Source organism: Sphingobium indicum B90A (assembly GCF_000264945.2).
Lineage (GTDB): Bacteria > Pseudomonadota > Alphaproteobacteria > Sphingomonadales > Sphingomonadaceae > Sphingobium > Sphingobium indicum.
The window spans coordinates 480,110-504,840 of the sequence record NZ_CP013070.1 but is presented as its reverse complement, the minus strand read 5'-3'; the positions used below and the strand labels follow the sequence as shown (position 1 = coordinate 504,840).

Here is a 24,731-nt window from a genome sequence, read left to right as displayed (position 1 = left end):
GCGATCAGGCGAGTCGTTCCAGCGCAGCCTTCAATCTTTCCGCCTCGGCCGCCTTTTCGGCATGATCCTCCCGCGCCTTGGCGACGGCCTCCGGCTTGGCCTTTTCGACGAAGCTCGGATTGGAAAGACGACCGGACAGCGAATCCCGTTCCTTCTCCGCGCCGGCAAGCGCCTTGGCGAGCCGCGCCTTCTCCGCTTCGATGTCGATCACGCCTTCCAGCGGCAGGATGAAGGTCGCCTCGTCGACCACGATCTGCGCCGCGCCGCCGGAGACGCTGTCCCCGAAGGACAGGCTTTCCACCCTGCCCAGGCGCGCCAGTGCGGCCCCCTGGCGGTCGATGCGGCGGCGGGTTTCATCCGACGCGCCGTGCACGACCACGCCCAGCTTCGCGCCCGGCGGCACGTTGAGTTCGGTGCGGGCCGTGCGCATCGCGCCGATCAGGCGGATCAGCCAATCGATCTCCGCCTGCGCCTCGCTGTCCACGGCATGAAGCGCCTGCGGCCAACGCGCGACGATCAGTTCGTTTTCCCGCGTCCCGGTCAGATTCCATAACTCTTCGGTAATGAACGGCATGAAGGGATGCAGCATCACCAATATCTGGTCGAACGCCCAGCCCGCGACCGCTCTCGTTTCTTCATCCATCGAGCCTTTGGTCAACTCGATATACCAGTCGCAAAACTGGTCCCAGACGAAGTGGTAGATGGCGTTGGCCGCCGCGTCGAAGCGCAGTTCGGCCATGGCGATGTCGATCGCCTGCACGGTCGCCACCGTCTCCGCGACGATCCAGCGATTGACCGGCGCTTCAGCATGGGGCGCTTCGTGGCTGGTAGCGGCGGCGACGCCGTTGGATTGCAGGAAACGCGCCGCGTTCCACAGCTTCGTCGCGAAGTTGCGATAGCCCTCGACGCGCTTCTCATCCATCTTCACGTCGCGGCCCTGGCTTTCCATCGCCGCCATGAAGAAACGCAGCGCATCCGCGCCGAACCTGTCGATCAGGCCCAGCGGATCGACGACATTGCCCTTGGACTTGGACATTTTCTGCCCGTCGGCGGCGCGCACCAGGCCGTGCAGATAGAGCTTGCGCCAGGGCACGTCACCCATGAACTCCATGCCCTGCATCGCCATGCGCGCATCCCAGAAGAACAGGATGTCGAAGCCGGAGATCAGCAGGTCATTGGGATAATGGCGCTTGAGCGTCTCCGTCTCGTCCGGCCAGCCCAGCGTGCCGAAGGGCCAGAGGGCGGAAGAGAACCAGGTATCCAGCACATCGGGGTCGCGATAGAGAACGGCTTTCGCAGGATGATGTCCGATTTCCGCCGCTTCGGTCCGGGAACCGGCAATGACGATCTCGACGCCGTCGCCATAACATTCCCGCGCTTGAGCGAGCATTTCCTCCTCGTTTTCCGCAACGAAGATGTGGGTGCCGAGCGAAGGAACGATAGCCCCGTTATTGGTATGGGGTCCAAACCACGCCGGAATCCGATGCCCCCACCAAAGCTGGCGCGACACGCACCAGGGCTGGATATTCTCCATCCAGTTGAAGAAGGTCTTTTCCCATGTCTTGGGCACGATCTCGATCCGCCCGTCGCGCACCGCCTGCATCGGCGCGAACGCCAGCTTCTCCGCATCGACATACCATTGGTCGGTCAGCCACGGCTCGATCACCACGCCCGAACGGTCGCCAAAGGGCGTCTGGATGGTGCGCGGCTCGGCATCGGCGACGACCTCCTCGCCCTCCTTGTTCTTGGTGACGTGCGGAACCAGCAGGCCAAGCGCCTTCATCTCCGCCACCACCAGCTCGCGCGCGCCGTCCACGCCGTCCTTGCGGAAGCGGTGCAGGCCCAGGAACCGCTCCGGGATCAGCCCGTCGGCGGTCTGGACCACATTGGCGTCGGCGTCGAACATGTTGAGCATGTCGGCTGCCTTGAAGCCCGCCCGCCTGCCCACTTCGAAATCGTTGAAGTCGTGCCCCGGCGTGATCTTGACCGCGCCCGACCCCAGTTCCGGATCGGCATGCTCGTCAGCCACCACCCTGATCCGGCGGCCCGTGATCGGCTGGAGGATGTCCTTGCCGATCACATCCCTGTAGCGCGGGTCTTCAGGGTGAACCGCGACCGCCATGTCGGCCAGCATCGTTTCCGGCCGCGTGGTCGCGACGACGATATGGTCCGCGCCATCGGCCAGGCGAACGCCGTCGGCCAGCGGATAGCGGAAATGCCAGAAGCCGCCCTTCACCTCCTGCGTCTCCACCTCCAGATCGGAAATGGCCGAGCGGAAGCGCGGGTCCCAGTTCACCAGCCTCTTGTCGCGATAGAGCAGGCCGCGCCGGTGCAATTCCACGAACACCTTGATGACGGCCTTCGAAAAGCCCTCGTCCATGGTGAAGCGCTCATTGGCCCAGTCCATGGAGCATCCCAGGCGGCGAAGCTGGCGCGTGATCGCGCCGCCGCTCTCCGCCTTCCACTCCCACACCTTTTCGACGAACTGCTCGCGGGTGTAGTTGGTGCGCTTGTCCTGCCGCGCCTCCATCTGCCGCTCGACCACCATCTGAGTCGCGATGCCCGCATGGTCGGTGCCCACCACCCACAGCGCATCCTTGCCGCGCAACCGTTCATAACGGATGACGATGTCCTGCAGCGTGTTGTCCAGCGCATGGCCGATATGCAGGCTGCCCGTCACGTTCGGCGGCGGGTTGACGATGGTGAAGGGTTCCGCAGAGGGCCGTTCCGGGCGGAACAGCCCCTTCTCCTCCCAATGGGCGTACCAGCGGGATTCGATTTCAGCGGGGTCGAAGGTCTTGGGCAGTTCGGTCATAGGCTGGCCTTTACGCAAGGCGGCGGCGGCGTCAACTTTCCGCCGCCTCAGGGGCGAAAAACCCGCTCAGATGCGGCAACCTGCTCCTGCGCAGGCACGCCGCATTCAGCGCGACCTTATTTCTTCGTCCACATGTCCAGCCAGCCCAGCGCCTCGTCATACCATTGCAGCGAGTTGCGCGGCTTCAGCACCCAGTGATTCTCGTCCGGAAACACCAGCAGCCTCGACGGCACGCCGCGCCGCTGCAACGCGGTGAACGCCGCCAGCCCTTGCGTATAGGGGATGCGAAAATCCTTCTCCCCCGTCACCACCAGCATCGGCGTCTTCCATCGGGTCACATGATTGACGGGGTTCCACTTCTCGAACTCCTGCGGATTCTCATGATAGGGCCCGCCATGTTCCCATTCGTCGAACCACAGCTCCTCCGTTTCATAGGCCATGGCGCGGGCGTCGAACACGCCGTCATGCTGGACCAGGCATTTGAACCCGTCGGGCCAGTTGCCCGCGATCCAGTTCATCATATAGCCGCCATAGCTGGCGCCCAGCGCGCAGCCATTGCCGGCATCGACCTGCGCATCCTTGGCGGCGGCGGCGGCCAGCCCCAGTTTCAGATCCTCCAGCGGCTTGCCGCCCCAATCTTTGTTGATGCTGTCGGTGAAGGCCTGGCCGTAGCCCGTCGAACCGTGGAAATCGACGATCACCGCAGCATAGCCATGGGCCGCGAACGCCTTGGGATTCCAGCGATAGGACCAGCTATCGCTGAAGCTGCCCTGCGGCCCGCCATGGACCAGCATGGCTACCGGCAACTTGCCTGTTACACCCTTCGGCTTCACGATCTGGCCCCAGACGGTGTCGCCGTTCGCGCCCTTGAAGCTGTAGCGCTGGACCGAGACGTCATCGATCCCGGCCAGCTTTTCCGCATTGACGGCGGTAAGGCGCGCCGGCTTGCCCAGCGCCTTTTTGGAGGAATTGGGGGGCATTTTCCAGAAATCGGCGGGCGACTGGATGCTGTCGAGCGCGTGGACGAAGCCGCCCCCGGGCAGCGGCACGACGCTGCCCGCATGGCCCGCCTGCGTCAGCCGCGTGACCTTGCCCGACGCAGCATCCACGCGGAACACCGGATGATCCAGCACATCGTCGGCGGTGACGATTATCCCCTTCCCGTCCGCCTCCCAGGCAATGGAGGCCACCGAGCGGTCCCAATTCCCGGTCAGCGCCTTCGTCTCCCCGGTCGCGATGTCGCGCAGCATCAGCACCAGCCGGTCGCTTTCATAGCCGGGGCGCTTCATCGCCGCATAGGCCAGCCATTTCCCGTCCGGGGAAACGGCGGGCATGGTGTCGGTCGCGTCATTGGCGTCGGTCAGGTTGACCGGGGCCGCCCCGCCATCCGCCGGGACCGCGAAGATGTCGAGATTGGTCGACAGTGGCTCGATCCGCCCCGCTTCGCGCAGTGCGAAGAACAATGTCCTGCCGTCGGCGCTCCAGGCGATCTCCTCTGCTCCGCCGAAGGGCTTGGACGGGCTGTCCCCGACCAGCGCGCCCATGACCGACACCGCCTTGCCGCCCGACAGCGGCATCACGAAGATTTGCGAGCGCTGGCCGTCGGACCATGCGTCCCAATGGCGCGCGAATAGCTGGTCGTAGACGCGGCCGGTGCCAGCGCTTGGGAGCGCGGCAGGCTTTGTGTCGTCAAGGGTCTTCGCCCCCACGGGCCGGTCCGCCCACAGGGCGACCCGGTCGCCCGTGGGGCTGAGCAGAAAGCCGGAAATTCCGCCGGGCGCCCGCGTCACCTGCTCGGCGCTCCCGCCTGCTACGGAGACCCGCCAAAGCTGGTCGTCGCCGCTCCGGTTGGACAGATAATAGAGCGATTTCCCGTCCGCCGAAAAGGCCGGCGCGCTTTCATTCTTGTCCGGGGCCGAAGCAATCATGCGCGGCGTTGCGCCCGCCTTGCCCAGGTCCAGCAGATACAGGTCCGTCCGGCCCCTGTTCCCGGCGAGGTCGGTCACGCGCAACTGATAGGCCAGCCATTTCCCGTCCGGCGAAACCGCCGGGGCGGACACGCGGTTCAGGCTGACCATGTCGCTGGGCGTGAATGGCCGGGCAGCGGCGGGCGCGACGGCCAGCGCCGATTGGGCCAGGGCCAGAGCGCCAAGTCCTGCTTGCAGAAGATATTTCATGGATGAGCACCCTTGGATCGAGTCGCGCCGCTCTCTCGCGGGCGGCGTCGACAGCTATGGACAAGGGTGTAGGCGGCAATCCCGCCAACGCGCAAGGATCAACCATCCACGCGTAACAAAAGAACAAGAATGCTCAGATCAGGGTGCGTAAAGCATGAACCGCGCACAGGATGAGCAACCGCCCTCCCCGGTCCGCCGAATCAGCCCTCTCCACCCTGCTCAACGGCCGGTGATGCGGGCGATTTCCCTGGCGACCATATCTTCGACCATCTGCGGCAACCGCGCGTCCAGCCATTCCTTCAGCATCGGCTTCAGCATCGAGCGGACCAGCCCGTCCAGCGTATTGTCCTCCCCATCCTTGGGCGTCACCAGCATTGAGGACAAAGCGGACAGCGAATGCCGGGCCGCGACTTCGCTCTCGACGGACAGGATGGACGCATCCCCCTGCTCGGCAGCGGTCTTGGAGGCGCGGGACGTTCGATGGGCGGGCATGGGTTCCTCCACAGCGACCTCGTCGGTCAGTTCCAGCACTTCGTCGCTGGCAGGCTCGGACATCGCCTCCGCAACGGGAACGGCGCGGACCTTGGGCGCCGCCTCGCCCCGCACGCGGCGCGGCAGGGTCTGCACCGCCTCCTCGCCCTCTTCAGCGATGATCCGCTTGATGGACGACAGGATGTCCTCCATCGAGGGTTCCTTGCTCATGTCGCCCATGGTCAACCCCTATTCCAGTCCCCGTTAACGCTATAGCACCAAAGGAACGCCCTTGGGGTTAAAATTGCGTTAAGGCTGCGCCAAACCGGGGTCCACATTGGCGTTTTGCGCGGGCGAGTCAACGGTCCGCGTCGATTGCACCTTGGGCGCGGGGTCGAAATCCCAGTCGAACCACTTGCCCTTCACCCGGTCGTAATTGACCATCGGGTCGTAGAGCGTGCCCGCTTCCAGGTTCAGATCGTCCGCCTCCGCATGGCCCATGGCGGCCAGCAGGCTGAAACCCGCGACATAGGCGTTGCGACGCGCCGTCACGAGCTGAACCTTGGCGTTCACCGCCTCCTGCTCGGCATTCAAAATGTCCAGGATGGTGCGGCTGCCGACGGAATTTTCCGCCCGCACCCCCTCGAGCGACAGGTTGGCCGCCTCCACCGCCTTCTGGTTCGACTGGATGCTTTCCAGCGACGCCTGCCAGCTTGCATAGGCGGACCGCGTCTGCGCGATCACGCCGCGCTCGACCTCGATCTCTCGCTCCAGAGCCTGGGATTCCAGCGCCTGGTTGCGCCGCACCTGCGCGGCCGGACGGCCGCCCTGATAGAAGGGAATGTTGAGCTGGACGCCAGCCGACGCCTGCTTGTTGATCTGCGATCCGGTGGCGCTGCCAGAACCACCAGCGCCCATCAACGTGTCCAGATAGTTGGTGTAGCCCGCCTGGGTGAAGGCGGATACCGTCGGCAGCACCGTGCCCTTGGCGGCGCGCACGTCGAACTGCTGCGCTTCCCTCAGCTTCTGCGCGGCCAGAATGTCGGGATTGTCCTTGAGCGCCACCTGCACGGCGCTTTCCGGGGTCGCGGGCAGGCCCGGCAGGGGCGGCGGCGGCTCCAGATTGTCGGGCGCCTCGCCCACCAGCGCGATGTAATTTTCGCGGGCCGTGATCAGATTGGCCTCCGCATTTTGCAGGTCGGACCGCGCCAGCGCCAGGCGCGATTCGGATTGCGCCACGTCGGTGCGGGTCACGTCGCCCACCTCGAACCGATCGCCGGTCGCCTGCAGATTGACCTCCAGCGCCCGCACATTGGCCTGGTTGAGCGCGACGACCGCGCTGTTGCGGATGACGTCCATATAGGCCGCGACGACCTGCGAGAAGACGCTGGCCTCCGTGCCGCGCAGATCGGCCTGACCGGCGGCGACCCGCGTCTTGGCGGCCCGGACGGCGTTGCGCACGCTGCCCCCGGCATAGAGGGGAACGCTCAACTGCGCGTTCGCGTTCAGCGTGCGCTGCGGCGAAGTGAAGCTGATCGTGGGCTTGAGGATGCTTTCGGAATAGCTGCCGGTCCCATCCAGCGCGGGCCGACCCGCCGCCTTCTGGATCGGCACATTCTCATCCGTCGCCCGCTGACCGGCGCGCGCGCCCGTCAGGGTCGGGTTCGACCGATAGGCCTTGGCGAGCGCGCCCTGCAACGTTTCCGCATGGGCCGCGCCGCCCAGGGCGGAGGACATCGACAGCAACAGGATGAAGGCGGTGCGCCCCGAAAGCCGAACTTTTGCCGTCATGTCCCCCCCAATAGGCCCTTTCAGAACACAAATCCTTCCGGCGCGGCAAAGCCCGGAAGCACAACCATTTCCATGTCGGCGAGGCGGGAAAGACCCAGCACGCCCGACACCACCCGACCGCTGCACAGGCGGGTGACGCCGCGCTCCACGATACCCGTCACCACCCGCGCGCCATCGGCAAGCTGCTGAACGAGCGCGGCGGGCACTTCCTCCACTGCGCCGTCGATAAACAGCACATCATAGGGCGCATCGGCGGCGGAACCGGCGTTCAGCGGACCGCGAACCACCGCCACGCCGTCGACCGCGATCTCCGGCCCGCCCTCTTCCTCAACCGCGGTGACCTGAGCGCCCAGCCTTGCGAGCAGCGCCGCGCTGTAGCCGGTGGCGGCGCCGATCAGCAGCACCTTGTCGCCCTTGGCGATCTGCGCCTCCTTGAGCAGGCGGCCCGTCACCAGCGGCGGATTGAGCGCGCGCCCGCCGGCGAGCGGGACCGGCCGGTCGACATAGGCCATCGCCCGCCGCTCGGCGGGCACGAATTCCTCGCGCGCCACATGCGCCATCGCCGCGATCACGCGCTGATCGTCCACATCGCTGGTGCGAAGCTGGCTTTCGACCATGGCGGCCCGCATCGATGAAAAATTCTGCTCGGTCACGACAATTCCTCGACTGGAATAGCTTTAGGGGAGCTGTATTAGGAAAGCAATACAGCAAAGATATTATCGGACCTCTAAATCAGCGGACAAGCCACGCCAAGCGGCTTTGCGCGCCTTGGCACCAGAATCTTGCGCCACAATATCACAGCCCTGCTTGACTTTGCACCAAAAGCCGCACATTTGCGGCCACCCACGACGAGGCCCGATGGCGGAGTGGTGACGCAGCGGACTGCAAATCCGTATACGCCGGTTCGATTCCGGCTCGGGCCTCCATTTCAGCTTCCAGAGACGTCCACAATCGTCCAGAAAATGGCTGATTTCCGCCATTTTTTGTGCTAGACTTGCCAAGCAAATCCGGTCGGCTCCATCCTCTTCCGAGTACAATGAGGGTACAGATGATGGACCGCCCGCCGAGCACCGCTTGGGAGGTCCATCATGGCAGAAGGCAGCAGCCGCAGAACAGGCCTCACCGCAAATGCGGTGAAAAACGCTAGGCCCAAGGAGAAGCCGTACAAGCTCTCCGATCGTGATGGCCTTTACCTGCTCGTAAAGCCGACCGGTGTCCGGTACTGGCGCATGAACTATCGCTTCAACGGACAGCAGCGCACCCTGTCATTTGGCCGCTGGCCAGAAATCATGCTGAGCGAAGCACGGGAGATGCTTCTCGAGGCGCGACGGAAGCTGGCGAAGCGAGTCGATCCGGCCGAGCAGGCGAAGCTGGACAAAATCGCCAAGTCGTTGGCTGCAACCAACACCTTCGAGACGATTGCGGAGGAATGGCTGGAGAAGATCGAAAAAGAGGGCGCCGCGCCGCTCACCCTCAAAAAAGCTAGATGGCTACTGGGCAAAACCTACGCCGCAATCGGTCGCCGCCCTATTACCGAGATTTCAGCGCATGAGCTCCTCCTGGTCCTGAAGAAGGAGGAGGCCACGAAACGCTACAATACAGCCAACCGCATTCGCAGCACCTGCAGCCAGGTATTCCGCTACGCGATCGCCACGGCCCGCGCCCAGCGTGACATCGCTGTGGATCAGCGCCGTGGAACGCGCTGGCATGGTGACGCTGCAGAAAGATCAGCGTCTTCAATATGAAGTCGAGACCGATCGACGCGGCAAACAGTCTGCAGTGAATCTCGAAGCTGCCTGACCGCGTGGCCGACTTTCTGTCGGCCTGTTGCCGGAAAACGGGATGAATGGACGGTCGCTTCAGGAGCGATCATCGGCGTCCAAGGCTGCCTGGATCTCCTTTGGATCGACCGTGACGGTTTGGACCATGTTATGGGTCCGCACATAGAGGAGCGTTGCAACACGGACATAGACCGCGCGTTCATTGCCCTCGATGATCTCCTCTTCGGTATCGATATCGTAGACGCCCGCCGACAGGACTTCGTCCAATGCGGCCAGCCGAAATGGCGCCTTGAAGGTGATGGATGTCCTGGTGGTCCGCAGTGCCATCAGGTTGCGAGACCACGATCGGGATTCTCGCTGAAGGCCGCATCCTCTTCTTCCTCGGATAGCGAAGCCGCGGCCGGCAGCTGATCTTCCTGGCCAAGCTTGCCCTCGCGGCGGAGCGCGACAACGGCTTCGCGCGCCCAGGCTGCGGCCGCAGATGTCGCGACAATCCGGACATTGTCGAGATTGGCGACCGCCGCCCGGTCACGATGGAAAGCTTCCTGAGCCCTGCAAAAGGCGGATGTATGGGTCATGAGGCAACTCCCTAGCGACAACGATTGTGGGCGGGTGGCGACCGATCGGCGCTAAGCCGGAGGCTGATCCCTCATCGCCTGTCGCAAGGCATCGTCCAGACGCGAATAGCGGAAAGCCTTGTAGTGGAACCGGTCAGTGGGGACGCACTTGATCCCGTATCTGAGCATCAACTCTTCGTCGGTGAGCTCGATGGCGGGTGTCGATTGAAGTATCATGAAAAGCTACTCCTGTTGAAAGGAAGACGGGCGAAGAAGGGGAAGGCAAGCTTGGCTGTCCGCCCCACGCCGATTTCGTCAGAAACTCATGCCACCGATGCCGCCGGTCATGGATGGCGTGCTGCTTTCGTTGGTGAACTCCGCAACAGCCGCTTCGGTGGTGATCAACAGGCCCGCAACCGAGGCCGCGTCCTGCAAAGCGATCCGGACGACCTTCGTCGGGTCGATCACGCCGGATTGGAAGAGGTTCTCATATTGCTCGGTCTGGGCATTGAATCCCATATTCTCGTCGCGCGCATCAAGCAGGCGGCCCGCGATCACGCCACCATCATGCCCGGCATTTTCGGCGATCTGCCGCAACGGAGCCTGAAGTGCCTTGCGGACGATGTCGATGCCGCGCCGCTGATCGTCATTGACAGGATTGAGGCCATGCAGCGCCTTGGAGGCGTAGAGCAAGGCGGTGCCGCCGCCCGGCACGACGCCTTCTTCCACCGCCGCACGCGTTGCATGCAGCGCGTCGTCGACGCGATCCTTGCGCTCCTTCACTTCGGTTTCTGACACGCCGCCCACTTTGATGACGGCGACGCCACCAGCAAGCTTTGCAAGCCGCTCCTGCACCTTCTCGCGATCATAATCACTGGCGGTGTTCTCGACCTGCGACCGGAGCGCATCGATACGCCCCTTGATCACATTCGCGTCTCCGGCGCCGTCGACGATGGTCGTTGTGTCCTTGTCGATCGTGATACGCTTGGCCTGTCCGAGCATGTCCAGCGTCACGGTCTCGAGCTTTATGCCGAGATCCTCGGTGATGAGGTTGCCTCCGGTAAGAACCGCAATATCTTCGAGCATCGCCTTGCGCCGATCGCCGAACCCCGGCGCCTTGACGGCGGCGACGTTCAGGCTGCCGCGCAGCTTGTTGACGACGAGCGTGGCGAGAGACTCCCCCTGAATGTCTTCGGCGATGATGAGCAGGGGTCGACCCGCCTGAACCACCGCTTCCAGGATCGGGAGCAGCGCATGGAGAGCACCGAGCTTCTTCTCGTGTATCAGGATATAGGGATCCTGAAACTCGACCAGGCTCCTTTCCGGGTTGGTGATGAAGTAGGGCGAAAGATAGCCACGGTCGAATTGCATGCCTTCGACCACGTCCAGCTCGAACTCGACGCCCGTCGCTTCCTCAATCGTGATGACGCCTTCCTTGCCGACCTTTTCCATCGCTTCGGCGATCTTGCGACCGACGACCTCGTCGCCATTGGCCGAGACGATGCCGACCTGCGCAATCTCCTGATTGTTGGAGACCGGCTTCGAGCGCGCCTTGAGCTCGGCCACGACAGCGGCCACTGCAATGTCGATGCCGCGCTTGAGATCCATGGGATCAACGCCCGCGGAGACTGATTTCATGCCTTCGCGCACGATGGCCTGGGCAAGCACCGTCGCGGTGGTTGTGCCGTCGCCGGCATGATCCTGCGCCTTGGACGCGACCGCCCGGAGCATCTGCGCCCCCATATTCTCGAATTTGTCGCTCAGCTCGATTTCCCTGGCGACCGTCACGCCGTCCTTGGTGATGCGCGGCGCCCCGAAGCTTTTGTTGATGAGGACGTTGCGGCCTTTGGGACCGAGCGTCACGCGGACGGCATTGGCGAGAATATCGACACCACGGGCGATGCCTTCGCGGGCGTCGCGCGAGAATTTGACGTCTTTGGCTGGCATATTGTCTGATCCTTTGTGGCAGATCGTCCGCTGCCCCGGACGGGCAGCTCCGGGGGGATGCGAAGGCTTGGGTCAGCCAATGATGCCGAGGACGTCGCTTTCCTTCATGATGAGAAGGTCCTCACCGTCCAGTCTCACCTCGGAACCAAACTTGCTGAACAGGACGCGATCACCAGTCTTGAGGTCGAGCGGCGTAAGCATGCCATTCTCGGCTTTGGCGCCCGGGCCCGCGGAGACGATCTCGCCCTCCTGCGGCTTCTCCTTTACGGTATCGGGCATGACGATGCCGCCCGCGGCTTGCGCGGCAGCGACGATGCGGCGATCGAGCACGCGATCGTGAAGAGGTCGAAATGTCATCAATAGCATCCTGTCGCTGGACCGCGACGAGATGTCGTCGCTTCACAAGCGGGGAGCCAGCGCTGCCGATTTGCGATTGAATATCGCGGAGACGCGAATGCCAACGGACTTAATGTGGGGGCCAGCACCCTAGAAAACAAGGTGGAGCTCCCGTCGGCCAACGGCGGCTATGGCGCACAGAAAAAACGGGCATTCGCGGTGCGACCCAACCAAGCTCGGACGGTCAGTTGGCAAGTCGGCCGCGATCCATGCGGAGAGTCACCGCGAGACCGCTCTCGGCCCAGTCGTAATCGATCGTGCCGCCGAGCTGACCAGTCACGCTGCGCTGGACAAGCCTGCTCCCGAAACCAGCGCGTCCCACAGGGGCGATGACCTTGGGTCCACCATGTTCCAGCCACGTGAGCACCAGGTCTTCGCCGTCAGCAATGCTGGAGAGGTCGAGAGTGCCAACAGGAGCCGAAAGCGCACCATATTTCATCGAGTTGGTGGCTAGCTCGTGGATCACGAGGGCAAGACCGGTCGCCGTTCTCTCGCCTACGCCCAGTCGTTCAACTGCCACGCGAATTCGGCCCTTGAATGCGCCAAGGCCATCATAGGGAGCCAACAGCACGGCCAGCAGATCGCCGAGCAACGCGGCGTTGCCCTGGCCATCGGGAAGCGGCCGCACCAGATCATGCGCGCGCCCAAGCGCCGAGAGCCGTTCGGTCAACTCACATGCCAAATCCTCAACGCTGTCTGCCGAGCGCGATGAGATTGCCGTCAGACCCGAGGCGATCGCGAGCAGGTTCTTGACGCGGTGACTCATCTCGCCGGCTAGCAGTTCGTGGCCTTCTTCGGCCTGCTTGCGCCCCGTTACGTCGAGAAAGATGCCGTACATCGTCCGGCCGACGATGCCGACATCCTCGCCTTGGCCGCGCGCCGCTACCCAGCGTACGGTGTCGCCAACGATGATCCGAAAGTCGGTTTCGTAGGGCCCCAGGATCGCGCGAGTGGCACTGAAGGCAGACTGTACGCGATCACGGTCCGCCGGGTGAATCCGCGCGGAAAGCTCGCCGAAGGTCACCTGGTTGCTGGAGGGCAGGTCCCAGAGCTCGAACCCCAGCTCGTCCATCGCGAAGGCATCGGTATCGACGTTCCATGACCATAACGCGACCCCAGCCGCCCTGATCGCGTGACGCAGTTGGTCGGGGCGCCAGTCATGCATATCGGGCGTCCGTGCGGCCAATATCGTTCGTCCAATCGTAAGAGAGACCTTCGCTCTACACGGTTGCTGCAACGCTGTCCGGAAAAAGATGAAACGCTTCCTCGAACGCCTTCTCAGGTGGCGGTGAGGCTCCGCATTGTTTCAATCAAGGCCGGCCACATCGGTGGCTTTGCGACGAACGGGCAGCCGACTGGCAATGTGCTCGCATCAACCGCGCTTCGCCCTGAGGTTACGATGATATGCATGGGAGGCCACCGATCGCGAACCAGCGCGGCAAGCTGAATGCCGTCCATCGATCCCGGCATCTCGATATCGGTGAAAACCAACTGGATGTCTGCGCTCAGCATCAAGATGGCGATAGCGGCATCGGCATCTTCGGCCTCCAGGGCAATGAAGCCGGCGTTCTCGATCATGTCGACCGCGTGCCAACGAAGCAACGCTTGGTCTTCGACGACAAGAACCGTAATTTTGCGCATAATTACCCTCCGCTGACGAGGGCTGATCGCGAGCTAGGCCCTAACGGGCGACAGCACCGTTAGTTCCGACACGCATTCGCTTTACTGGCCGTCATGTCTTTGTCCGCCCGGCAGAGTGGGAGGTAAGCGTGAGATCTCACCCCGGCGCCGCTGCCATCGGTCGAGCAGTCTCAATGCCGGCGTTACGGTGACGCCGTGCAACAGGATCGAGGCCAGCACGACCCCGCCGATGATCGCCCAGAGCCGGCGTGGGTCGGCGAAAGACCCATGATTGAGCGCGAAGGCGAGATAGTAGATCGAGCCCATTCCGCGGATGCCGAAAAAGGATATCACCAGCTGCTCGCGCCAGGGCAGCTTCGATCCGACAAGGCTGAGCAGGCCTGCAGCCGGGCGCACCGCCAGCAGGACGCCGGCAACGAACAGCAGCATCAGCCAGTCGAAGCCAGCGAGCAGACCGCCGAAGGCAAGAATGCCGCCGAACAGGACGAGCAGCACCATCATCAGCAACCGCTCCGCCTCTTCGGCGAATCCATGCAGCCGGTCGTGATAGTCATCGTCGCGACTGGCGTTTCGCAGTGCCAGCGCCGAGACAAAGACGGCCAGAAAGCCGAACCCGCCCAGCATCTCGACCACGCCATAGGCGATCAGCGTAACCGCCAGCGCAACGAAGCCGTCCCCCGTGCGCGAGAGGCTCGCCCGCATCGGCAGGTGAAAGGTCAGATAACCGAGGCCGCGTCCGATGGCATAGCCTGCCGCAGCCCCAAGGAAGGTCTTCCAAAGAAGGTCGCGCCCGAACCATTCTAGCAGATCGCCGCTCCCGAAAGACGCTGCGCTGAGCGCAATCGCAAGATGCACGAAGGGGAAGGCAAGGCCGTCATTGAGCCCGGCCTCGGAGGTCAAGGCAAAACGGGCTTCGTCCTCTTTCCCCTCACCGGGGCCGCCCACCTGGACATCGCTCGCGAGCACCGGGTCCGTCGGCGCGAGCACGGCGGCGATCAGCAGCGCCGCCGCTGGGCCGGCCACCCCGAGCCCCCACGCCAGGCCCGCGACCACCAGCATGGTGATCGGCATTGCAATGCCCAGCAGCCGCCAGGTGAGCGACCAGCTGCGCAGCCCGATCATCCGATCGATCTTGAGGCCCGCACCCATCAACGAGACGATGACGACGAGCTCGCTCAGTCGCTCCACCAATACCGGAAATCGCAGCGGGTGGACCGCGAAAGGCCTGAGCGGCGGCAGCGCGAACAGCGCAGCGCCCACGGCGACGCACAGGATCGGCAGGGACAGCGGGGCCCTGCGCAGCAGCATCGGCAGCCAGGCCGTCATCAGCACCAGCACACCCAGCCCGGCAAGCAGCAGGACGTAAAACTGGTGCGAGAGCTCCACTGGAGTCCTTTCGCGTCCTGCTTAGCGCATCAGGCCGGCAGCGCGCAAAGCATCTTCGATTATGCGTTCGACGCCGCTTGGAGCGACCTGCGATCGGGGCCGCATTGCGTCAGGCTCGGCGGCAACGGTCGTGTCTGCGCTCGGTGGCGCCGCGGACGGCCGCGGTTGTGCAACGTCGGCACGTCCTTCGGACTGCACCGTACGCAGCCCCCAAAAGTTCGCAATCCGCCGCGTCGAAGAAATCCCGGCCTCGAGCATGTACGGCCCCGCCATTCCGCAGGCGTCCGCGCCGAAGGTGCTCAGTGGAGTGCCATGGCCGAGGCCAGCGATGCAATATTCCTCGATCACGTCGTGCCCGTGGGCGTCGCGCCACACACGGCGAAGATAGCCTTCGCATTTCTCGACAGCGCTGGGCGTGTGATCGACCCCGTGGAGGGCACGCCATTGCTCGACGATGAGTGCCGAATTCTCGTGGCTGACGGTCGCATCGCTGTCGCCGTGCCACACCGAAATCGTCGGCCACGCGCCCTTGTGCGGTGACGCAGCGGTGACGAGCCTGCCCAGCGCGGCCGCCGGAGGGCCGCCATGCGCCCGCATGCGATCGAACGCCTCGGGGATGGAGGTGGCTGTGCCATAGGGTAGGCCGGCGATGATCGCGCCGCCGGCAAACACCTCGGGATAGGTGGCGAGCATCACCGACGCCATGGCCCCGCCCGCCGAAAGCCCGGTCACGAAGATGCAGGATGGATCGATTCCATGCTGCTCGACCATCGCCGAGACCATTTGGCGGATCGATAGCGCCTCGCCTGCATCGCGCTGAGTGTCGCCGGTGTTGAACCAGTTGAAGCAGAGGTTGGCGTTGTTGCCGCGTTGTTGCTCCGGGTAAAGCAGCGCGAACCCCTGTTCGTCGGCCAGCCGCGACCAGCCCGATCCATGGTCATATCCGGCGGCATCCTGGGTGCAGCCGTGCAGCACGACCACCAGCGCGGTCGATTCACGCCGAGTGTGGGGAATGTAGAAGCGGCCGCGAAGCGCACCGGGATTGGACCCGAATGCCCCGAGATCCGAGAGCCGGTCTTCAGCAAACCTACCTGGTAAGCCGGGCAAGGCATGGTCCCGCAATCGGGAAAGACGGCTGAGCGTATCGTGCAAACTTCGCATGGGGCTTTCTCCTGGCCACGGCGGAAGCCCTGACGTGCAGACCGATTCAATCGAATTGCTGCGCTGCACAATGTCGGGTTGGACGAGGTAAATGGCAAGGATGTAGATGAATTATCTGCGAACTCGGAAGATGGGGCTGGTGCTACCCGGCTGCCGTCCCCATATAACCGCTATCGCGCCGTCCGTCTCGAGCTTGGCTGCGACTGAGAGTTTCTTCATGCTCCCGCTCTGACGCGGAGCTTCTCATGCGGTCCATCCTACATACGAGCTTTGCGCGGCCCAGGCCGCGTATCGCTCTCTTTCGCAAGCCGACTGCCGATACGGAGAAGGCGGCGCATGCGCAGTTTCGCGACCTACCATCCCTGGATGGAGCACGTCCGCTCGTGCCGCCTTCGGGGCGCTGATCATCTGCACCAGGGTCCAGCCGGGCCCGTATTCAAGGGAATAACGACATGGCCAAGGGACAACAACGCGGTAACCGCGAAGCGCGAAAACCGAAGAAGCCGGAGCCGCCCAAACAGAATGCCTCCAATCCATCGCTCAAGGGAACGCCTCCGGCGCAACAGTCCAAAAAGGATTGATCTCCTCTTTCACGGAAAGGCCGTCCCCATGCAGCTATCCTCTATCCTCTGCCGCGCCCAGGAAGCGCATCACCATGCGGTCGCCCGCGCTACCACGCTCGACAATGTCAGGAAGGTCGCGAATGTCGCCGCTGCCGCCTGGGCCAAGGAAGGCGTGGCCGCCGGCCTGCGCGAAAATCGGAAGCTATCTTCCAAGGGATTCGCCGAGGCGCATCTGCTGCCGAAGGAACCGCCCGCCGCCGATCATCGCGGGCGGAGCGAGAATCCCGATCGGGGGCATGCCGATCCCGGTTGAGACGACTTCCGGCGTTATATCGCGATTCAGGTGGTGACGGAATGCAGTTCCATATCTTTCATGTCACCACCTACGCATATCGGGGGCCGGTCGAGTTGCTTGCCCATCGGATGATGCTCACACCGCGCAGCTCGCATGCGCTACGCCTCATCTCCGCCGACCTCAGTTGCCAACCTGCGGCGGAACTGGAATGGACACAGGATGTCTTTGGCAATCTTATCGCCACGGCCTCCTTTCCGAACCCCTCGGAACGCCTGACGATCACCAATCATGTGATTGTCGACCAGACCGCCGCCGCTTGGCCCATCCTCAAGATCGCGCCACATGCGCACCGCTATCCGTTCGACTATTCGCACGAGGAGCTGACCGATCTCGGTGCGCTGATGGTACCGGAGCATGCGGATTCGGACGGCCGGCTGGCGACTTGGGCGCATGCGCAGGTGCTCGGCGTCGACACCGACACGTTGTCGCTGCTGCAAGACATAAACACGGCCGCCCGCATTGGCATGACCTATGTCACGCGAGAAGAGGTGGGGACGCAGACCCCGCAGGAGACGCTCAATCTTGCCTCCGGCTCGTGCCGCGATCTCGCCACGCTGTTCATCGAAGCGGTTCGGCAGCTTGGTTTTGGAGCGCGCGCGGTGTCCGGCTATCTCTTCGATCCGGTGATCCTGGGCAATCCCGCCGACCCGGGATTTCAGCACGGAGCGACGCATGCATGGGCGGAGGTGTATTTGCCCTGCGCAGGCTGGGTCGCATTCGATCCGACCAATGGCCGCATGGGCGAGGCACATCTGGTCCCCGTCTCGGTAGGCCGGAGCATCGCGCAGTTGAGCCCCATCGATGGTCGCTATGTCGGCGCCGCTGACGCCCTTCTCGGCATGACTGTGAAGGTCACGGTCTCGACAACGAGCCGCGCCGATCTCGATTCGCATGACATTTCATCGCCCCCCGAATGATCGTGCCTACAGCCTGACGCGCGCCTTTTCGGCTGCGGGATTCGTCACCACGCTTTACAAACAGCATAAGCGCTTCTGCCGCCGACGTGCGTAAAACGGACAAGATCTACGTCGCTGCCCGACTGGCAGGTAGGGCGCCGGAAGCTGCCGTACGACTGATCTGCAACGAATGGCAGTCTTGTCCCAGACCCAGTCAAAACCTGTTCTGGCGTTGAGGCAGTGGCGGCTGTGGTGATGGCGCGGATGAGTTCGGGATGCAGAATCATCGTCCGCCGCCCGACCGACCGCGCTCAATGAGTCCGTGCAGGCTTTCCAGCGGCACCAGCGTCATGGCCCCAACCTTGACGATCTCGATATGCCCGTCGGCGATCAGCTCGTATAGCTTGGACCGGCCAATGCCTGTGAGACGGCAGGCTTCCTTGACCCTGACCGCAATGGGCTGAATTTGGATGTCGGTCATGACTTGTCCTTCCTGCTGCTGGTTTCATCGATCACCGCAACCAGCTTCGGCACGCCCTGATTGCTTGCCAACCGGCGCGCAATTTGATCGATAAACTGCTGGTAACGGTGACGCCCAAGCCGCCCTGTCTCGATGTCGAACGGTGGCTGGTGCGCGGTGAGCGTCAGCTGATGCGCCACGAACAGGTCGAGCATCTCGGCAATGGCGTTCAGCATGGTTTCGCTGCGCTGAGCGATCCGCTGCTGGCGGTCGAGCCGTGGCCCGAAACGCTCGTCCAGTTCATGACCTGCCTTGCGCTCCAGCCATGCACGCAATGCGTCGGTCAGGATCGCCGTCTTCGATGCGCCTGGCCTGGATGCCAAATCTTCCAGAGCACGCGACAGGTCATCGGGCAGGTAAAATTGGTGACGGATCTTGCTGGTTTGCATGGGACGAGAATAGCCGCCTGGCATGCCCATGAAGATGGTGCAGACCCGACGCGTGTGGACGAGTGGGACGAATACGAGACCTACATGCGCATGGCGGAGAAGGCGGACTCCTCCGGCCGGGCCGACGCCGCAAGGCGGCACCGCGAGGCGGCGACCGGTTTGCGAGAGGCATGGTTCGCCGACGGCATCGCCGAACGCGGCCAACTCGGCAGCTCCGCCGTCCTGCAGGCAATCGCCGTGCGCGAGGACTGGACCCGCCGCTACGACCCAATTCGCCTCACTGTGCAGCACGATGCGTTCGTGCGAGAGCACATCGACCAGGCAATGACGCGGCACGCGGCCGTGGACGTGATAGACCCCGACGTCGCGTTGACTGACGTGGTGAACGATCCGACCCGGAAGGCGAAATACCAGCAGACCGTCGGGTCGCTGCTCAGCCATCTCGGCATGGAGCGCCTGGTCTTGATCCGCGGACTGCCAATCTGCGAATTCAGCTTCGGCTACACGCGCGTGTCGGCGACGCCGATCTACCAGCGGGAGCACAACGGCCAGCGCGTCGATATGCCGGTCCGGCTCAAGGCCTTCGACCAGCTGCCGATCGCGGACAACAAGCGGCCGATATACGTCACGCAGCAGCTCAACGAGGCGCTCTACTTTCGTCTCGACGAGGCGCGGGTCCTGCGCTGGCTGGAGGCCAATCAGATCGTCGACGCACCGGCCGACCATGTCGGGCGGGCGTATCTCGAGCGCTACACCGACTTCGGCCCCTTCGCCGCCTATGTGGGCTCGGCGAACCTGTTGAGGCGATCGAAGTCGACCAACCTAGAGTGCGGGATGTTGGTGGAAGGCCCGGCGGTCGCGGCTGTAAAGGTCCTGCTCGACGCCGTGATTTCAATGGCAAACAGTTGACGTGCCCTTTGAGATGAAAATCTAAGGCTGCGGCGATGGAACGCGCGGGTCAGGGTGGTCGATCGCGCAGCGCTACCTGCTCCTGCGTTCCTCGAGGTTGATCGTTGCATCAACACTGGCATCCTAGTGTGTCTCGATGCCATTCACCGGACACGTAGCCGACGCGATGCTCGGCGCGCGGCTCGGCTGTAGGGTAACGATCCACCGCGATGGGTTGAGCGTCTGCTTCGATCATACGTGAAGTCACAGTGGATGGCTGGTTTTGGGGTGCGAAGCTGACTCGCGAATACGCTACCAGAAACGTCCGCTATCCCAATCTAGGTCCTAAAAGACGCCGTTCCGGATCGTCCGACATCCCTGCCGTGAGCCCTTACCCTCAACAATGACATTTGAAGCATGATTCGGTAAAAATAGGATCGACGAATCGGCCGTATTTTTAGTTCGTGATTCCGCGTTTGAGAATCGAACCCATTTTGATTCCAGCGATGATGGACCGATTGATGGATTCATTTGTCAGACAAATGGAATCTTATATATTTTTCATTATCTTATTCTAGGAATTTGATTCCGGCTCGGCCTCCAACTATCGCCGCTCAGGCGATCAGCCGCCATCCCACCACCACCAGCACCGCCGCCAGCAGAGGCTGGAGCACGCGATCCGATGCGCGCGTGGCCAGCAGCGATCCGATCACGATCCCCGGCAGCGATCCGACCAGCAGGTTGACCAGCAGCACCGGATTGACATTGCCGATCCACAAATGCCCCAACCCGGCCACCAGCGTCAGCGGCACGGCATGGACAATGTCGGTGGCCACCAGCCGCTGCATCCGCATGCGCAGCGGATAGAGCGCCAGCAGCAGCGTCGCCCCGATCGCGCCGGCGCCGACGGAGGTCAGCGTCACCATCGCGCCCAGCAAGGCCCCGGCCAGCATGGTCAGCGCCGGCTGCCAGCGGGTGAAGCCGTCCGCCGTGCCCACCCGACGGGCCAGCGCCCAGGCGTGGAAGCGTCCGCGCAGCAGGGTCGCGGCCGCCGTGCCGATCAGTACCATGCCCAAGGCCGCGGTGATCACGCCGGTCTTGATCTGCCCCAGATGCATTTGCGACAGGATCGCCAGGACGATCAGCGACGCGGGAATGCTGCCGATCATCAGGCGCTTCACCACCTCATAGTCCGGACCGCCCTCGGCGCCGCCCTGATGGTGGTGCACGGCGCCCCCGACCGCCTTGGTGATCGATGCGAACCACAGGTCGGTGCCGACCGCCGTGGTGGGCGCGACGCCGAACAGCAGGATCAGGATCGGCGCCATCAGCGATCCGCCGCCCACCCCGGTCATGCCGACCATCAGGCCGACAAAAAGGCCCGCTACCGCGTGCAACCAATCCATATTCCGCCCCAGATTCATGACGCCGTGCAATCGACCGACCTGTAGGGCCGAAAAACCATGCCAGCCAGCCCCCTTTTGGATCGGAAATTTATCGCCGCGGAAACAAATGCTGCCGGCGGGAGGAACGATGGCCGCGATCCTCTCGACTTCCCTTGCCCCTGCCGTCTAAGACAGGGGCATGATGAAGCTGTTTATTGGCAACAAGGCCTATTCGAGCTGGTCGCTGCGCGGCTGGCTGGCGTGCAAGCTGTCCGGCCTTCCCTTCGAGGAAGTGGTCGTGCCGCTCTATGACGAGGCGTGGGAAAAGCGGCGCGAAGGCGACGAATTCGCGCCCTCTTCCGGCAAGGTGCCGATCCTGTGGGACGGCGACGACATCGTCGTATGGGACAGCCTGGCGATCGTCGAATATCTGAACGAGAAGTCCGGCGGCGGCGCATTCTGGCCCGCCGACACGGCCGCCCGCGCCATGGCCCGGTCGATGGCGGCGGAAATGCATTCGAGCTTCGCCGCGCTGCGCCGCGAGCACAGCATGAACATCCGCCAGATCTATGCCCCCGTCCCGCCATCCGAAGCGGTGGCGCAGGACATAGCGCGCATCATGCAATTATGGGCGGAGGCCCGCGCCCGCCATGGCGGCGCGGGGGAATTCCTGTTCGGGGATTTCAGCGCGGCCGACGTGATGTTCGCGCCGGTCGTGACGCGCTTCATCACCTATCAACTGCCCGTGGCCCGCTTTGCGGACGCCTATATGCGGGCGGTGATCAACCATCCCTGGATGCAGGAATGGATAGGCGGCGCCCAGGCGGAGGAATGGGTGATAGACAGGTTCGAGGCGCCGCCGCAATTGGGATGAGGCGGGTTTTGGCCAATCCAAGACATTCCCCTCCCGTAAACGGGAGGGGTTAGGGGTGGGCGCGAGCGGAGCGAGCTTCTGACTTGGCCGTTGCAAAACAACGCGCATGTTGCGCCAGCCCACCCCCTAACCCCCTCCCGCTTGCGGGAGGGGGAACGTCCGCTCTCCACCCAAAGCGGCCACGAAAATGGGGTCGGAAGCATGCGCCCCGACCCCTTCTCTCAAAATATCGCGTCGGATCAGCCGACGATTTCGTCGGGCTTGAAGAAATAGGCGATCTCGATCGCGGCGTTTTCCTCGCTGTCCGAACCGTGGACCGAATTGGCCTCGATCGATTCGGCATATTCCTTGCGGATGGTGCCTTCATCGGCATTGGCCGGGTTGGTGGCGCCCATGATGTCGCGGTTGCGCTTCACCGCGTCCTCGCCTTCCAGAACCTGCACGACCACCGGGCCGGAGATCATGAAGGCGACCAGATCCGCGAAGAAGGGGCGTTCCTTGTGGACGGCGTAGAAGCCCTCGGCCTGTTCGCGGCTCATGCGGATGCGCTTCGAAGCGACGACGCGCAGGCCCGCCTCCTCCAGCTTCTTGGTCACGGCGCCCGTCAGGTTGCGACGGGTCGCGTCGGGCTTGATGATCGAAAAGGTGCGGGTGACGGCCATGAGGCTCAAAAGCTCCGAATTATTGGGATGAGTTGGCGCGCCCTTTAGACCGGGCGGATGGCTATCGCAAGAGGGGGTGGATTCCGGTCCCCGCTACGGGCCCTGCACCCATTTGCGCCCTTCCTGCCGCCAGAAGCGAGGGGTCACGCCTTCCCGCTTGGCGAGTTCGCGCCAGCTTGCCCGCGCCCCGTCGATGGTTTCGGCGTCGAAGAAGTAGAAGGCGCGCTCGAAACCCAGCGCTTCCTCGCGCCATAGACCGTCGGCCAATGCGACATGCCGTGCCCCGTTGGCGACCAGATCGGCGGCCGGGCAATGCTGCGCCAGCAGCACAGGCTGCACCGATTCGGCATCATCGCCCGCCCGGCCATGCGCCAGGAAGCTCTCCGGCGGCCCGGCCCACAGTCCGGCTGAGATCCGCTCCAACCGTTCAGGCTCCCGCGCCACCACCAGCAGGCGCGCGCCCATGTCCAGGATGCGGCCCGCTATGGCGGGCAGCACCTGTTCCACGGGATCGCGGCTGAGCTGGTAGAAATCGACCTGCATTATCGCTCGAATTTATCCGCGACATAGCGGTCGAGCAGGCGCACGCCATAGCCGGTCGCGCCCTTGTCCCAGGTCGCGCCCGGCTTGTCGGCCCAGACCATGCCGGCAATGTCGAGATGCGCCCATTTCACGCCCTCGTCGACGAAGCGCTTGATGAACTGCGCCGCGGTGATCGACCCGCCATAGCGCGGGCCGATATTCTTCATGTCGGCGATCGGGCTGTCGATCAGCTTGTTATAGGCGTCGCCCAGCGGGAAGCGCCACAACTGGTCGCCCGACGCCTTGCCCGCCGCGATCAGATCGTCGGCTAGCCCGTCGTCATTGGCGAAGATACCCGCATATTCGTTGCCGAGCGAGATGATCATCGCCCCGGTCAGGGTCGCCAGATCGATGATGATTTCCGGCGCATAGGTCTTCTGCGCCCAGGTGATGACGTCGCACAGCACCAGACGGCCTTCGGCGTCGGTGTTCAGCACCTCGATCGTCTGCCCGGACATGGAGGTGACGATGTCGCCCGGACGCTGCGCGTTGCCGTCGGGCATGTTTTCGACCAGCCCGCAAATGCCGACGACGCGCACCTTCGCCTTGCGCCCGGCCAGCGCCTTGATCGCGCCCGCGACCGCGCCCGCGCCGCCCATGTCCCACTTCATGTCTTCCATGCCCGGTCCGGGCTTCAGCGAGATGCCGCCGGTGTCGAAGGTCACGCCCTTGCCGACGAAGACCAGCGGCTTTTCGGCCGCGCCACCCGTGCCGTCCCATTCCATCGCCAGCAGGCGCGGTTCGCGCACGGAACCCTGCGCCACGCCCAGCAGCGATCCCATGCCCAGGTCGGTCATCGCCGCCTTGTCCAGCACGGTGAGCTTGACGCCCAATTGCTCCAGATGCCTGCACCGTTCGACGAAGCTTTCGGGATAGAGGATGTTGGCAGGCTCCGACACCAGTTCGCGGGTGAAGGCCACGCCCGCCGCGACCGCCGACCGGCGTTCCCAGGCGGCCCCGGCATCGCTCGAAACCAGCGTGATCTGCTTGAGGGTCGGCTTGGCCTTTTCCGCCTGGCGCGTGCGATAGGTGTCGATCCGCCAGCCGCGCAGCGACGCGCCGAAGGCCAGCGCCGCCGCGCTCTCGCCGCTCGCGCCGCCGAAGAATTCCACCGCCGCATGGGTCGCGCCGCTGGTCGCGAGCCGCGCCGTCAGCGCGCTGCCGGCGCGCTCATGATCCGCGTCGCTGCCCGCGCCGGTGCCCACCAGCACCACGCGCAGCACCTTGCCGCCCTCTTCCACGAAGCTCTCGAAGCTGGACCCCGCCTCCCCCGTGAAGCGCGCCGCCGCGGCCCCCGCCGCCAGCACGGGCGCGGCGGCCAGGGGCAAGGCGTCGAATCCGCCCTTGGGCACGGCGAAGACCAGCGTATCGGCTTCGGGGCGGACAGGGCTGAACGCGATTTCCATCTATGGTCCTTTATTTCCTGCGGGGCTCTATGTCTTCCGCCTCCAGATAGTGCGGGTTCGACCGTCTGGCAAAGCCGTTCGACCGATT

At 63.8% G+C, this 24,731-nt stretch carries 24 protein-coding genes, 1 tRNA gene and 2 pseudogenes; 8 read left to right on the top strand and 19 right to left on the bottom strand.

Features of this window, described 5'->3' with window-relative positions; all coding sequences use genetic code 11:
• Positions 1-4: 4 nt before the first annotated feature.
• From SIDU_RS02600 to SIDU_RS02580, 5 genes are all read right to left on the bottom strand, one after another.
• Positions 5-2,815 carry a valine--tRNA ligase gene (locus tag SIDU_RS02600; RefSeq protein ID WP_007684162.1) on the bottom strand — a complete coding sequence of 937 codons (2,811 nt, stop codon included), beginning with the start codon at positions 2,813-2,815 and terminating at the stop codon, positions 5-7.
• Between the two features lie 116 nt (positions 2,816-2,931).
• Positions 2,932-4,992, bottom strand: a complete 2,061-nt coding sequence (locus tag SIDU_RS02595; RefSeq protein WP_007684160.1) for a S9 family peptidase — start codon at positions 4,990-4,992, stop codon at positions 2,932-2,934.
• Positions 4,993-5,211: 219 nt separating this feature from the next.
• Entirely contained in the window at positions 5,212-5,703 is a 492-nt protein-coding gene (locus SIDU_RS02590; protein ID WP_007684158.1) for a DUF2497 domain-containing protein, read from the bottom strand.
• A gap of 69 nt (positions 5,704-5,772) precedes the next feature.
• A complete protein-coding gene (locus SIDU_RS02585; RefSeq protein WP_007684156.1) occupies positions 5,773-7,254 on the bottom strand; it encodes a TolC family outer membrane protein in 1,482 nt (493 codons plus the stop codon).
• A gap of 20 nt (positions 7,255-7,274) precedes the next feature.
• Positions 7,275-7,907: a protein-L-isoaspartate O-methyltransferase family protein gene (locus tag SIDU_RS02580; protein WP_007684154.1), complete on the bottom strand. Its 633-nt coding sequence runs from the start codon at positions 7,905-7,907 to the stop codon at positions 7,275-7,277.
• 199 nt (positions 7,908-8,106) lie between these two features.
• On the opposite strand from SIDU_RS02580, the gene SIDU_RS02575 reads away from it, so the two are divergent.
• The 3 genes and pseudogenes from SIDU_RS02575 to SIDU_RS19945 form a co-directional block, all read left to right on the top strand.
• A tRNA-Cys gene (locus SIDU_RS02575) sits at positions 8,107-8,180 on the top strand.
• A gap of 162 nt (positions 8,181-8,342) precedes the next feature.
• Positions 8,343-8,885 (top strand): annotated as a pseudogene (locus tag SIDU_RS20325) (tyrosine-type recombinase/integrase); the annotation flags it as partial.
• A 52-nt stretch (positions 8,886-8,937) separates the two neighbouring features.
• Positions 8,938-9,054: pseudogene (locus tag SIDU_RS19945) on the top strand (cold-shock protein); the annotation flags it as partial.
• A 59-nt stretch (positions 9,055-9,113) separates the two neighbouring features.
• On the opposite strand, the gene SIDU_RS02560 reads toward SIDU_RS19945, so the two are convergent.
• The 8 genes from SIDU_RS02560 to SIDU_RS02525 form a co-directional block, all read right to left on the bottom strand.
• Complete coding sequence (locus SIDU_RS02560; protein WP_007684151.1) at positions 9,114-9,362, bottom strand: hypothetical protein; 249 nt, start codon at positions 9,360-9,362, stop codon at positions 9,114-9,116.
• Positions 9,362-9,613, bottom strand: a complete 252-nt coding sequence (locus SIDU_RS02555; protein ID WP_007684149.1) for a hypothetical protein — start codon at positions 9,611-9,613, stop codon at positions 9,362-9,364. The genes SIDU_RS02560 and SIDU_RS02555 overlap by 1 nt, the downstream gene beginning before the upstream one ends.
• Before the next feature lie 294 nt (positions 9,614-9,907).
• Positions 9,908-11,539: a chaperonin GroEL gene (gene groL / locus SIDU_RS02550; RefSeq protein WP_007684147.1), complete on the bottom strand. Its 1,632-nt coding sequence runs from the start codon at positions 11,537-11,539 to the stop codon at positions 9,908-9,910.
• Between the two features lie 72 nt (positions 11,540-11,611).
• Positions 11,612-11,896: a co-chaperone GroES gene (locus SIDU_RS02545; protein ID WP_007684146.1), complete on the bottom strand. Its 285-nt coding sequence runs from the start codon at positions 11,894-11,896 to the stop codon at positions 11,612-11,614.
• Between the two features lie 223 nt (positions 11,897-12,119).
• Complete coding sequence (locus SIDU_RS02540) at positions 12,120-13,100, bottom strand: sensor histidine kinase (RefSeq protein ID WP_007684145.1); 981 nt, start codon at positions 13,098-13,100, stop codon at positions 12,120-12,122.
• 113 nt (positions 13,101-13,213) lie between these two features.
• Positions 13,214-13,576 (bottom strand): response regulator, encoded by a 363-nt coding sequence (locus SIDU_RS02535; protein ID WP_007684144.1) that lies wholly within the window; start codon positions 13,574-13,576, stop codon positions 13,214-13,216.
• Positions 13,577-13,657: 81 nt separating this feature from the next.
• Positions 13,658-14,962, bottom strand: a complete 1,305-nt coding sequence (locus tag SIDU_RS02530; RefSeq protein ID WP_007684143.1) for a cation:proton antiporter — start codon at positions 14,960-14,962, stop codon at positions 13,658-13,660.
• A gap of 21 nt (positions 14,963-14,983) precedes the next feature.
• Entirely contained in the window at positions 14,984-16,123 is a 1,140-nt protein-coding gene (locus SIDU_RS02525; protein WP_025772613.1) for an extracellular catalytic domain type 1 short-chain-length polyhydroxyalkanoate depolymerase, read from the bottom strand.
• A gap of 452 nt (positions 16,124-16,575) precedes the next feature.
• Between SIDU_RS02525 and SIDU_RS20190 the strand changes: the two genes are divergently transcribed.
• The 3 genes from SIDU_RS20190 to SIDU_RS02515 are packed head-to-tail and all read left to right on the top strand — an operon-like array spanning position 16,576 to position 17,958.
• Positions 16,576-16,704: a hypothetical protein gene (locus tag SIDU_RS20190; RefSeq protein WP_257787146.1), complete on the top strand. Its 129-nt coding sequence runs from the start codon at positions 16,576-16,578 to the stop codon at positions 16,702-16,704.
• Between the two features lie 28 nt (positions 16,705-16,732).
• Entirely contained in the window at positions 16,733-16,999 is a 267-nt protein-coding gene (locus tag SIDU_RS02520; RefSeq protein ID WP_007684141.1) for a hypothetical protein, read from the top strand.
• A 41-nt stretch (positions 17,000-17,040) separates the two neighbouring features.
• Positions 17,041-17,958: a transglutaminase family protein gene (locus SIDU_RS02515; RefSeq protein WP_007684140.1), complete on the top strand. Its 918-nt coding sequence runs from the start codon at positions 17,041-17,043 to the stop codon at positions 17,956-17,958.
• 262 nt (positions 17,959-18,220) lie between these two features.
• On the opposite strand, the gene SIDU_RS02510 is transcribed toward SIDU_RS02515, so the two are convergent.
• Together SIDU_RS02510 and SIDU_RS02505 are read right to left on the bottom strand one after the other, a co-directional pair.
• A complete protein-coding gene (locus SIDU_RS02510) occupies positions 18,221-18,418 on the bottom strand; it encodes an excisionase family DNA-binding protein (RefSeq protein WP_007684139.1) in 198 nt (65 codons plus the stop codon).
• On the bottom strand, positions 18,415-18,846 hold the full coding sequence (locus tag SIDU_RS02505; RefSeq protein WP_007684138.1) for a ribbon-helix-helix domain-containing protein: 432 nt from the start codon (positions 18,844-18,846) through the stop codon (positions 18,415-18,417). The genes SIDU_RS02510 and SIDU_RS02505 overlap by 4 nt, the downstream gene beginning before the upstream one ends.
• 54 nt (positions 18,847-18,900) lie before the next feature.
• On the opposite strand from SIDU_RS02505, the gene SIDU_RS19905 reads away from it, so the two are divergent.
• Entirely contained in the window at positions 18,901-19,755 is an 855-nt protein-coding gene (locus tag SIDU_RS19905) for a hypothetical protein (RefSeq protein ID WP_007684137.1), read from the top strand.
• 593 nt (positions 19,756-20,348) lie between these two features.
• Here SIDU_RS19905 and SIDU_RS02495 read toward each other — a convergent pair.
• Positions 20,349-21,140 carry a sulfite exporter TauE/SafE family protein gene (locus SIDU_RS02495; protein ID WP_025772609.1) on the bottom strand — a complete coding sequence of 264 codons (792 nt, stop codon included), beginning with the start codon at positions 21,138-21,140 and terminating at the stop codon, positions 20,349-20,351.
• Between the two features lie 178 nt (positions 21,141-21,318).
• Between SIDU_RS02495 and SIDU_RS02490 the strand changes: the two genes are divergently transcribed.
• A complete protein-coding gene (locus tag SIDU_RS02490; protein ID WP_013040744.1) occupies positions 21,319-21,993 on the top strand; it encodes a glutathione S-transferase family protein in 675 nt (224 codons plus the stop codon).
• A gap of 239 nt (positions 21,994-22,232) precedes the next feature.
• On the opposite strand, the gene ndk is transcribed toward SIDU_RS02490, so the two are convergent.
• From ndk to SIDU_RS02475, 3 genes are all read right to left on the bottom strand, one after another.
• Positions 22,233-22,655, bottom strand: coding sequence for a nucleoside-diphosphate kinase (gene ndk, locus SIDU_RS02485; protein ID WP_007684133.1), 423 nt, complete (start codon positions 22,653-22,655; stop codon positions 22,233-22,235).
• Between the two features lie 93 nt (positions 22,656-22,748).
• The gene (locus SIDU_RS02480) at positions 22,749-23,198 is read right to left on the bottom strand and encodes a DNA polymerase III subunit chi (RefSeq protein WP_007684131.1); all 450 of its coding nucleotides are present in this window, start codon (positions 23,196-23,198) and stop codon (positions 22,749-22,751) included.
• Positions 23,198-24,643 carry a leucyl aminopeptidase gene (locus tag SIDU_RS02475; protein WP_007684129.1) on the bottom strand — a complete coding sequence of 482 codons (1,446 nt, stop codon included), beginning with the start codon at positions 24,641-24,643 and terminating at the stop codon, positions 23,198-23,200. The genes SIDU_RS02480 and SIDU_RS02475 overlap by 1 nt, the downstream gene beginning before the upstream one ends.
• Positions 24,644-24,731: the final 88 nt, after the last annotated feature.

What these genes read in the sequence shown, in the direction of transcription:
- SIDU_RS02475 (WP_007684129.1), bottom strand. Translation starts at nt 24,643, where the DNA reads ATGGAAATCGCGTTCAGCCCTGTCCGCCCCGAAGCCGATACGCTGGTC.
- SIDU_RS02480 (WP_007684131.1), bottom strand. Translation starts at nt 23,198, where the DNA reads ATGCAGGTCGATTTCTACCAGCTCAGCCGCGATCCCGTGGAACAGGTG.
- SIDU_RS02540 (WP_007684145.1), bottom strand. Translation starts at nt 13,100, where the DNA reads ATGCATGACTGGCGCCCCGACCAACTGCGTCACGCGATCAGGGCGGCT.
- SIDU_RS20190 (WP_257787146.1), top strand. Translation starts at nt 16,576, where the DNA reads ATGGCCAAGGGACAACAACGCGGTAACCGCGAAGCGCGAAAACCGAAG.
- groL (WP_007684147.1), bottom strand. Translation starts at nt 11,539, where the DNA reads ATGCCAGCCAAAGACGTCAAATTCTCGCGCGACGCCCGCGAAGGCATC.
- SIDU_RS02515 (WP_007684140.1), top strand. Translation starts at nt 17,041, where the DNA reads ATGCAGTTCCATATCTTTCATGTCACCACCTACGCATATCGGGGGCCG.
- SIDU_RS02525 (WP_025772613.1), bottom strand. Translation starts at nt 16,123, where the DNA reads ATGCGAAGTTTGCACGATACGCTCAGCCGTCTTTCCCGATTGCGGGAC.
- ndk (WP_007684133.1), bottom strand. Translation starts at nt 22,655, where the DNA reads ATGGCCGTCACCCGCACCTTTTCGATCATCAAGCCCGACGCGACCCGT.
- SIDU_RS02545 (WP_007684146.1), bottom strand. Translation starts at nt 11,896, where the DNA reads ATGACATTTCGACCTCTTCACGATCGCGTGCTCGATCGCCGCATCGTC.
- SIDU_RS02585 (WP_007684156.1), bottom strand. Translation starts at nt 7,254, where the DNA reads ATGACGGCAAAAGTTCGGCTTTCGGGGCGCACCGCCTTCATCCTGTTG.
- SIDU_RS02495 (WP_025772609.1), bottom strand. Translation starts at nt 21,140, where the DNA reads ATGGATTGGTTGCACGCGGTAGCGGGCCTTTTTGTCGGCCTGATGGTC.
- SIDU_RS02590 (WP_007684158.1), bottom strand. Translation starts at nt 5,703, where the DNA reads ATGGGCGACATGAGCAAGGAACCCTCGATGGAGGACATCCTGTCGTCC.
- SIDU_RS02560 (WP_007684151.1), bottom strand. Translation starts at nt 9,362, where the DNA reads ATGGCACTGCGGACCACCAGGACATCCATCACCTTCAAGGCGCCATTT.
- SIDU_RS02490 (WP_013040744.1), top strand. Translation starts at nt 21,319, where the DNA reads ATGATGAAGCTGTTTATTGGCAACAAGGCCTATTCGAGCTGGTCGCTG.
- SIDU_RS02520 (WP_007684141.1), top strand. Translation starts at nt 16,733, where the DNA reads ATGCAGCTATCCTCTATCCTCTGCCGCGCCCAGGAAGCGCATCACCAT.
- SIDU_RS02595 (WP_007684160.1), bottom strand. Translation starts at nt 4,992, where the DNA reads ATGAAATATCTTCTGCAAGCAGGACTTGGCGCTCTGGCCCTGGCCCAA.
- SIDU_RS02600 (WP_007684162.1), bottom strand. Translation starts at nt 2,815, where the DNA reads ATGACCGAACTGCCCAAGACCTTCGACCCCGCTGAAATCGAATCCCGC.
- SIDU_RS02510 (WP_007684139.1), bottom strand. Translation starts at nt 18,418, where the DNA reads ATGACCGACATCCAAATTCAGCCCATTGCGGTCAGGGTCAAGGAAGCC.
- SIDU_RS02535 (WP_007684144.1), bottom strand. Translation starts at nt 13,576, where the DNA reads ATGCGCAAAATTACGGTTCTTGTCGTCGAAGACCAAGCGTTGCTTCGT.
- SIDU_RS02505 (WP_007684138.1), bottom strand. Translation starts at nt 18,846, where the DNA reads ATGCAAACCAGCAAGATCCGTCACCAATTTTACCTGCCCGATGACCTG.
- SIDU_RS02555 (WP_007684149.1), bottom strand. Translation starts at nt 9,613, where the DNA reads ATGACCCATACATCCGCCTTTTGCAGGGCTCAGGAAGCTTTCCATCGT.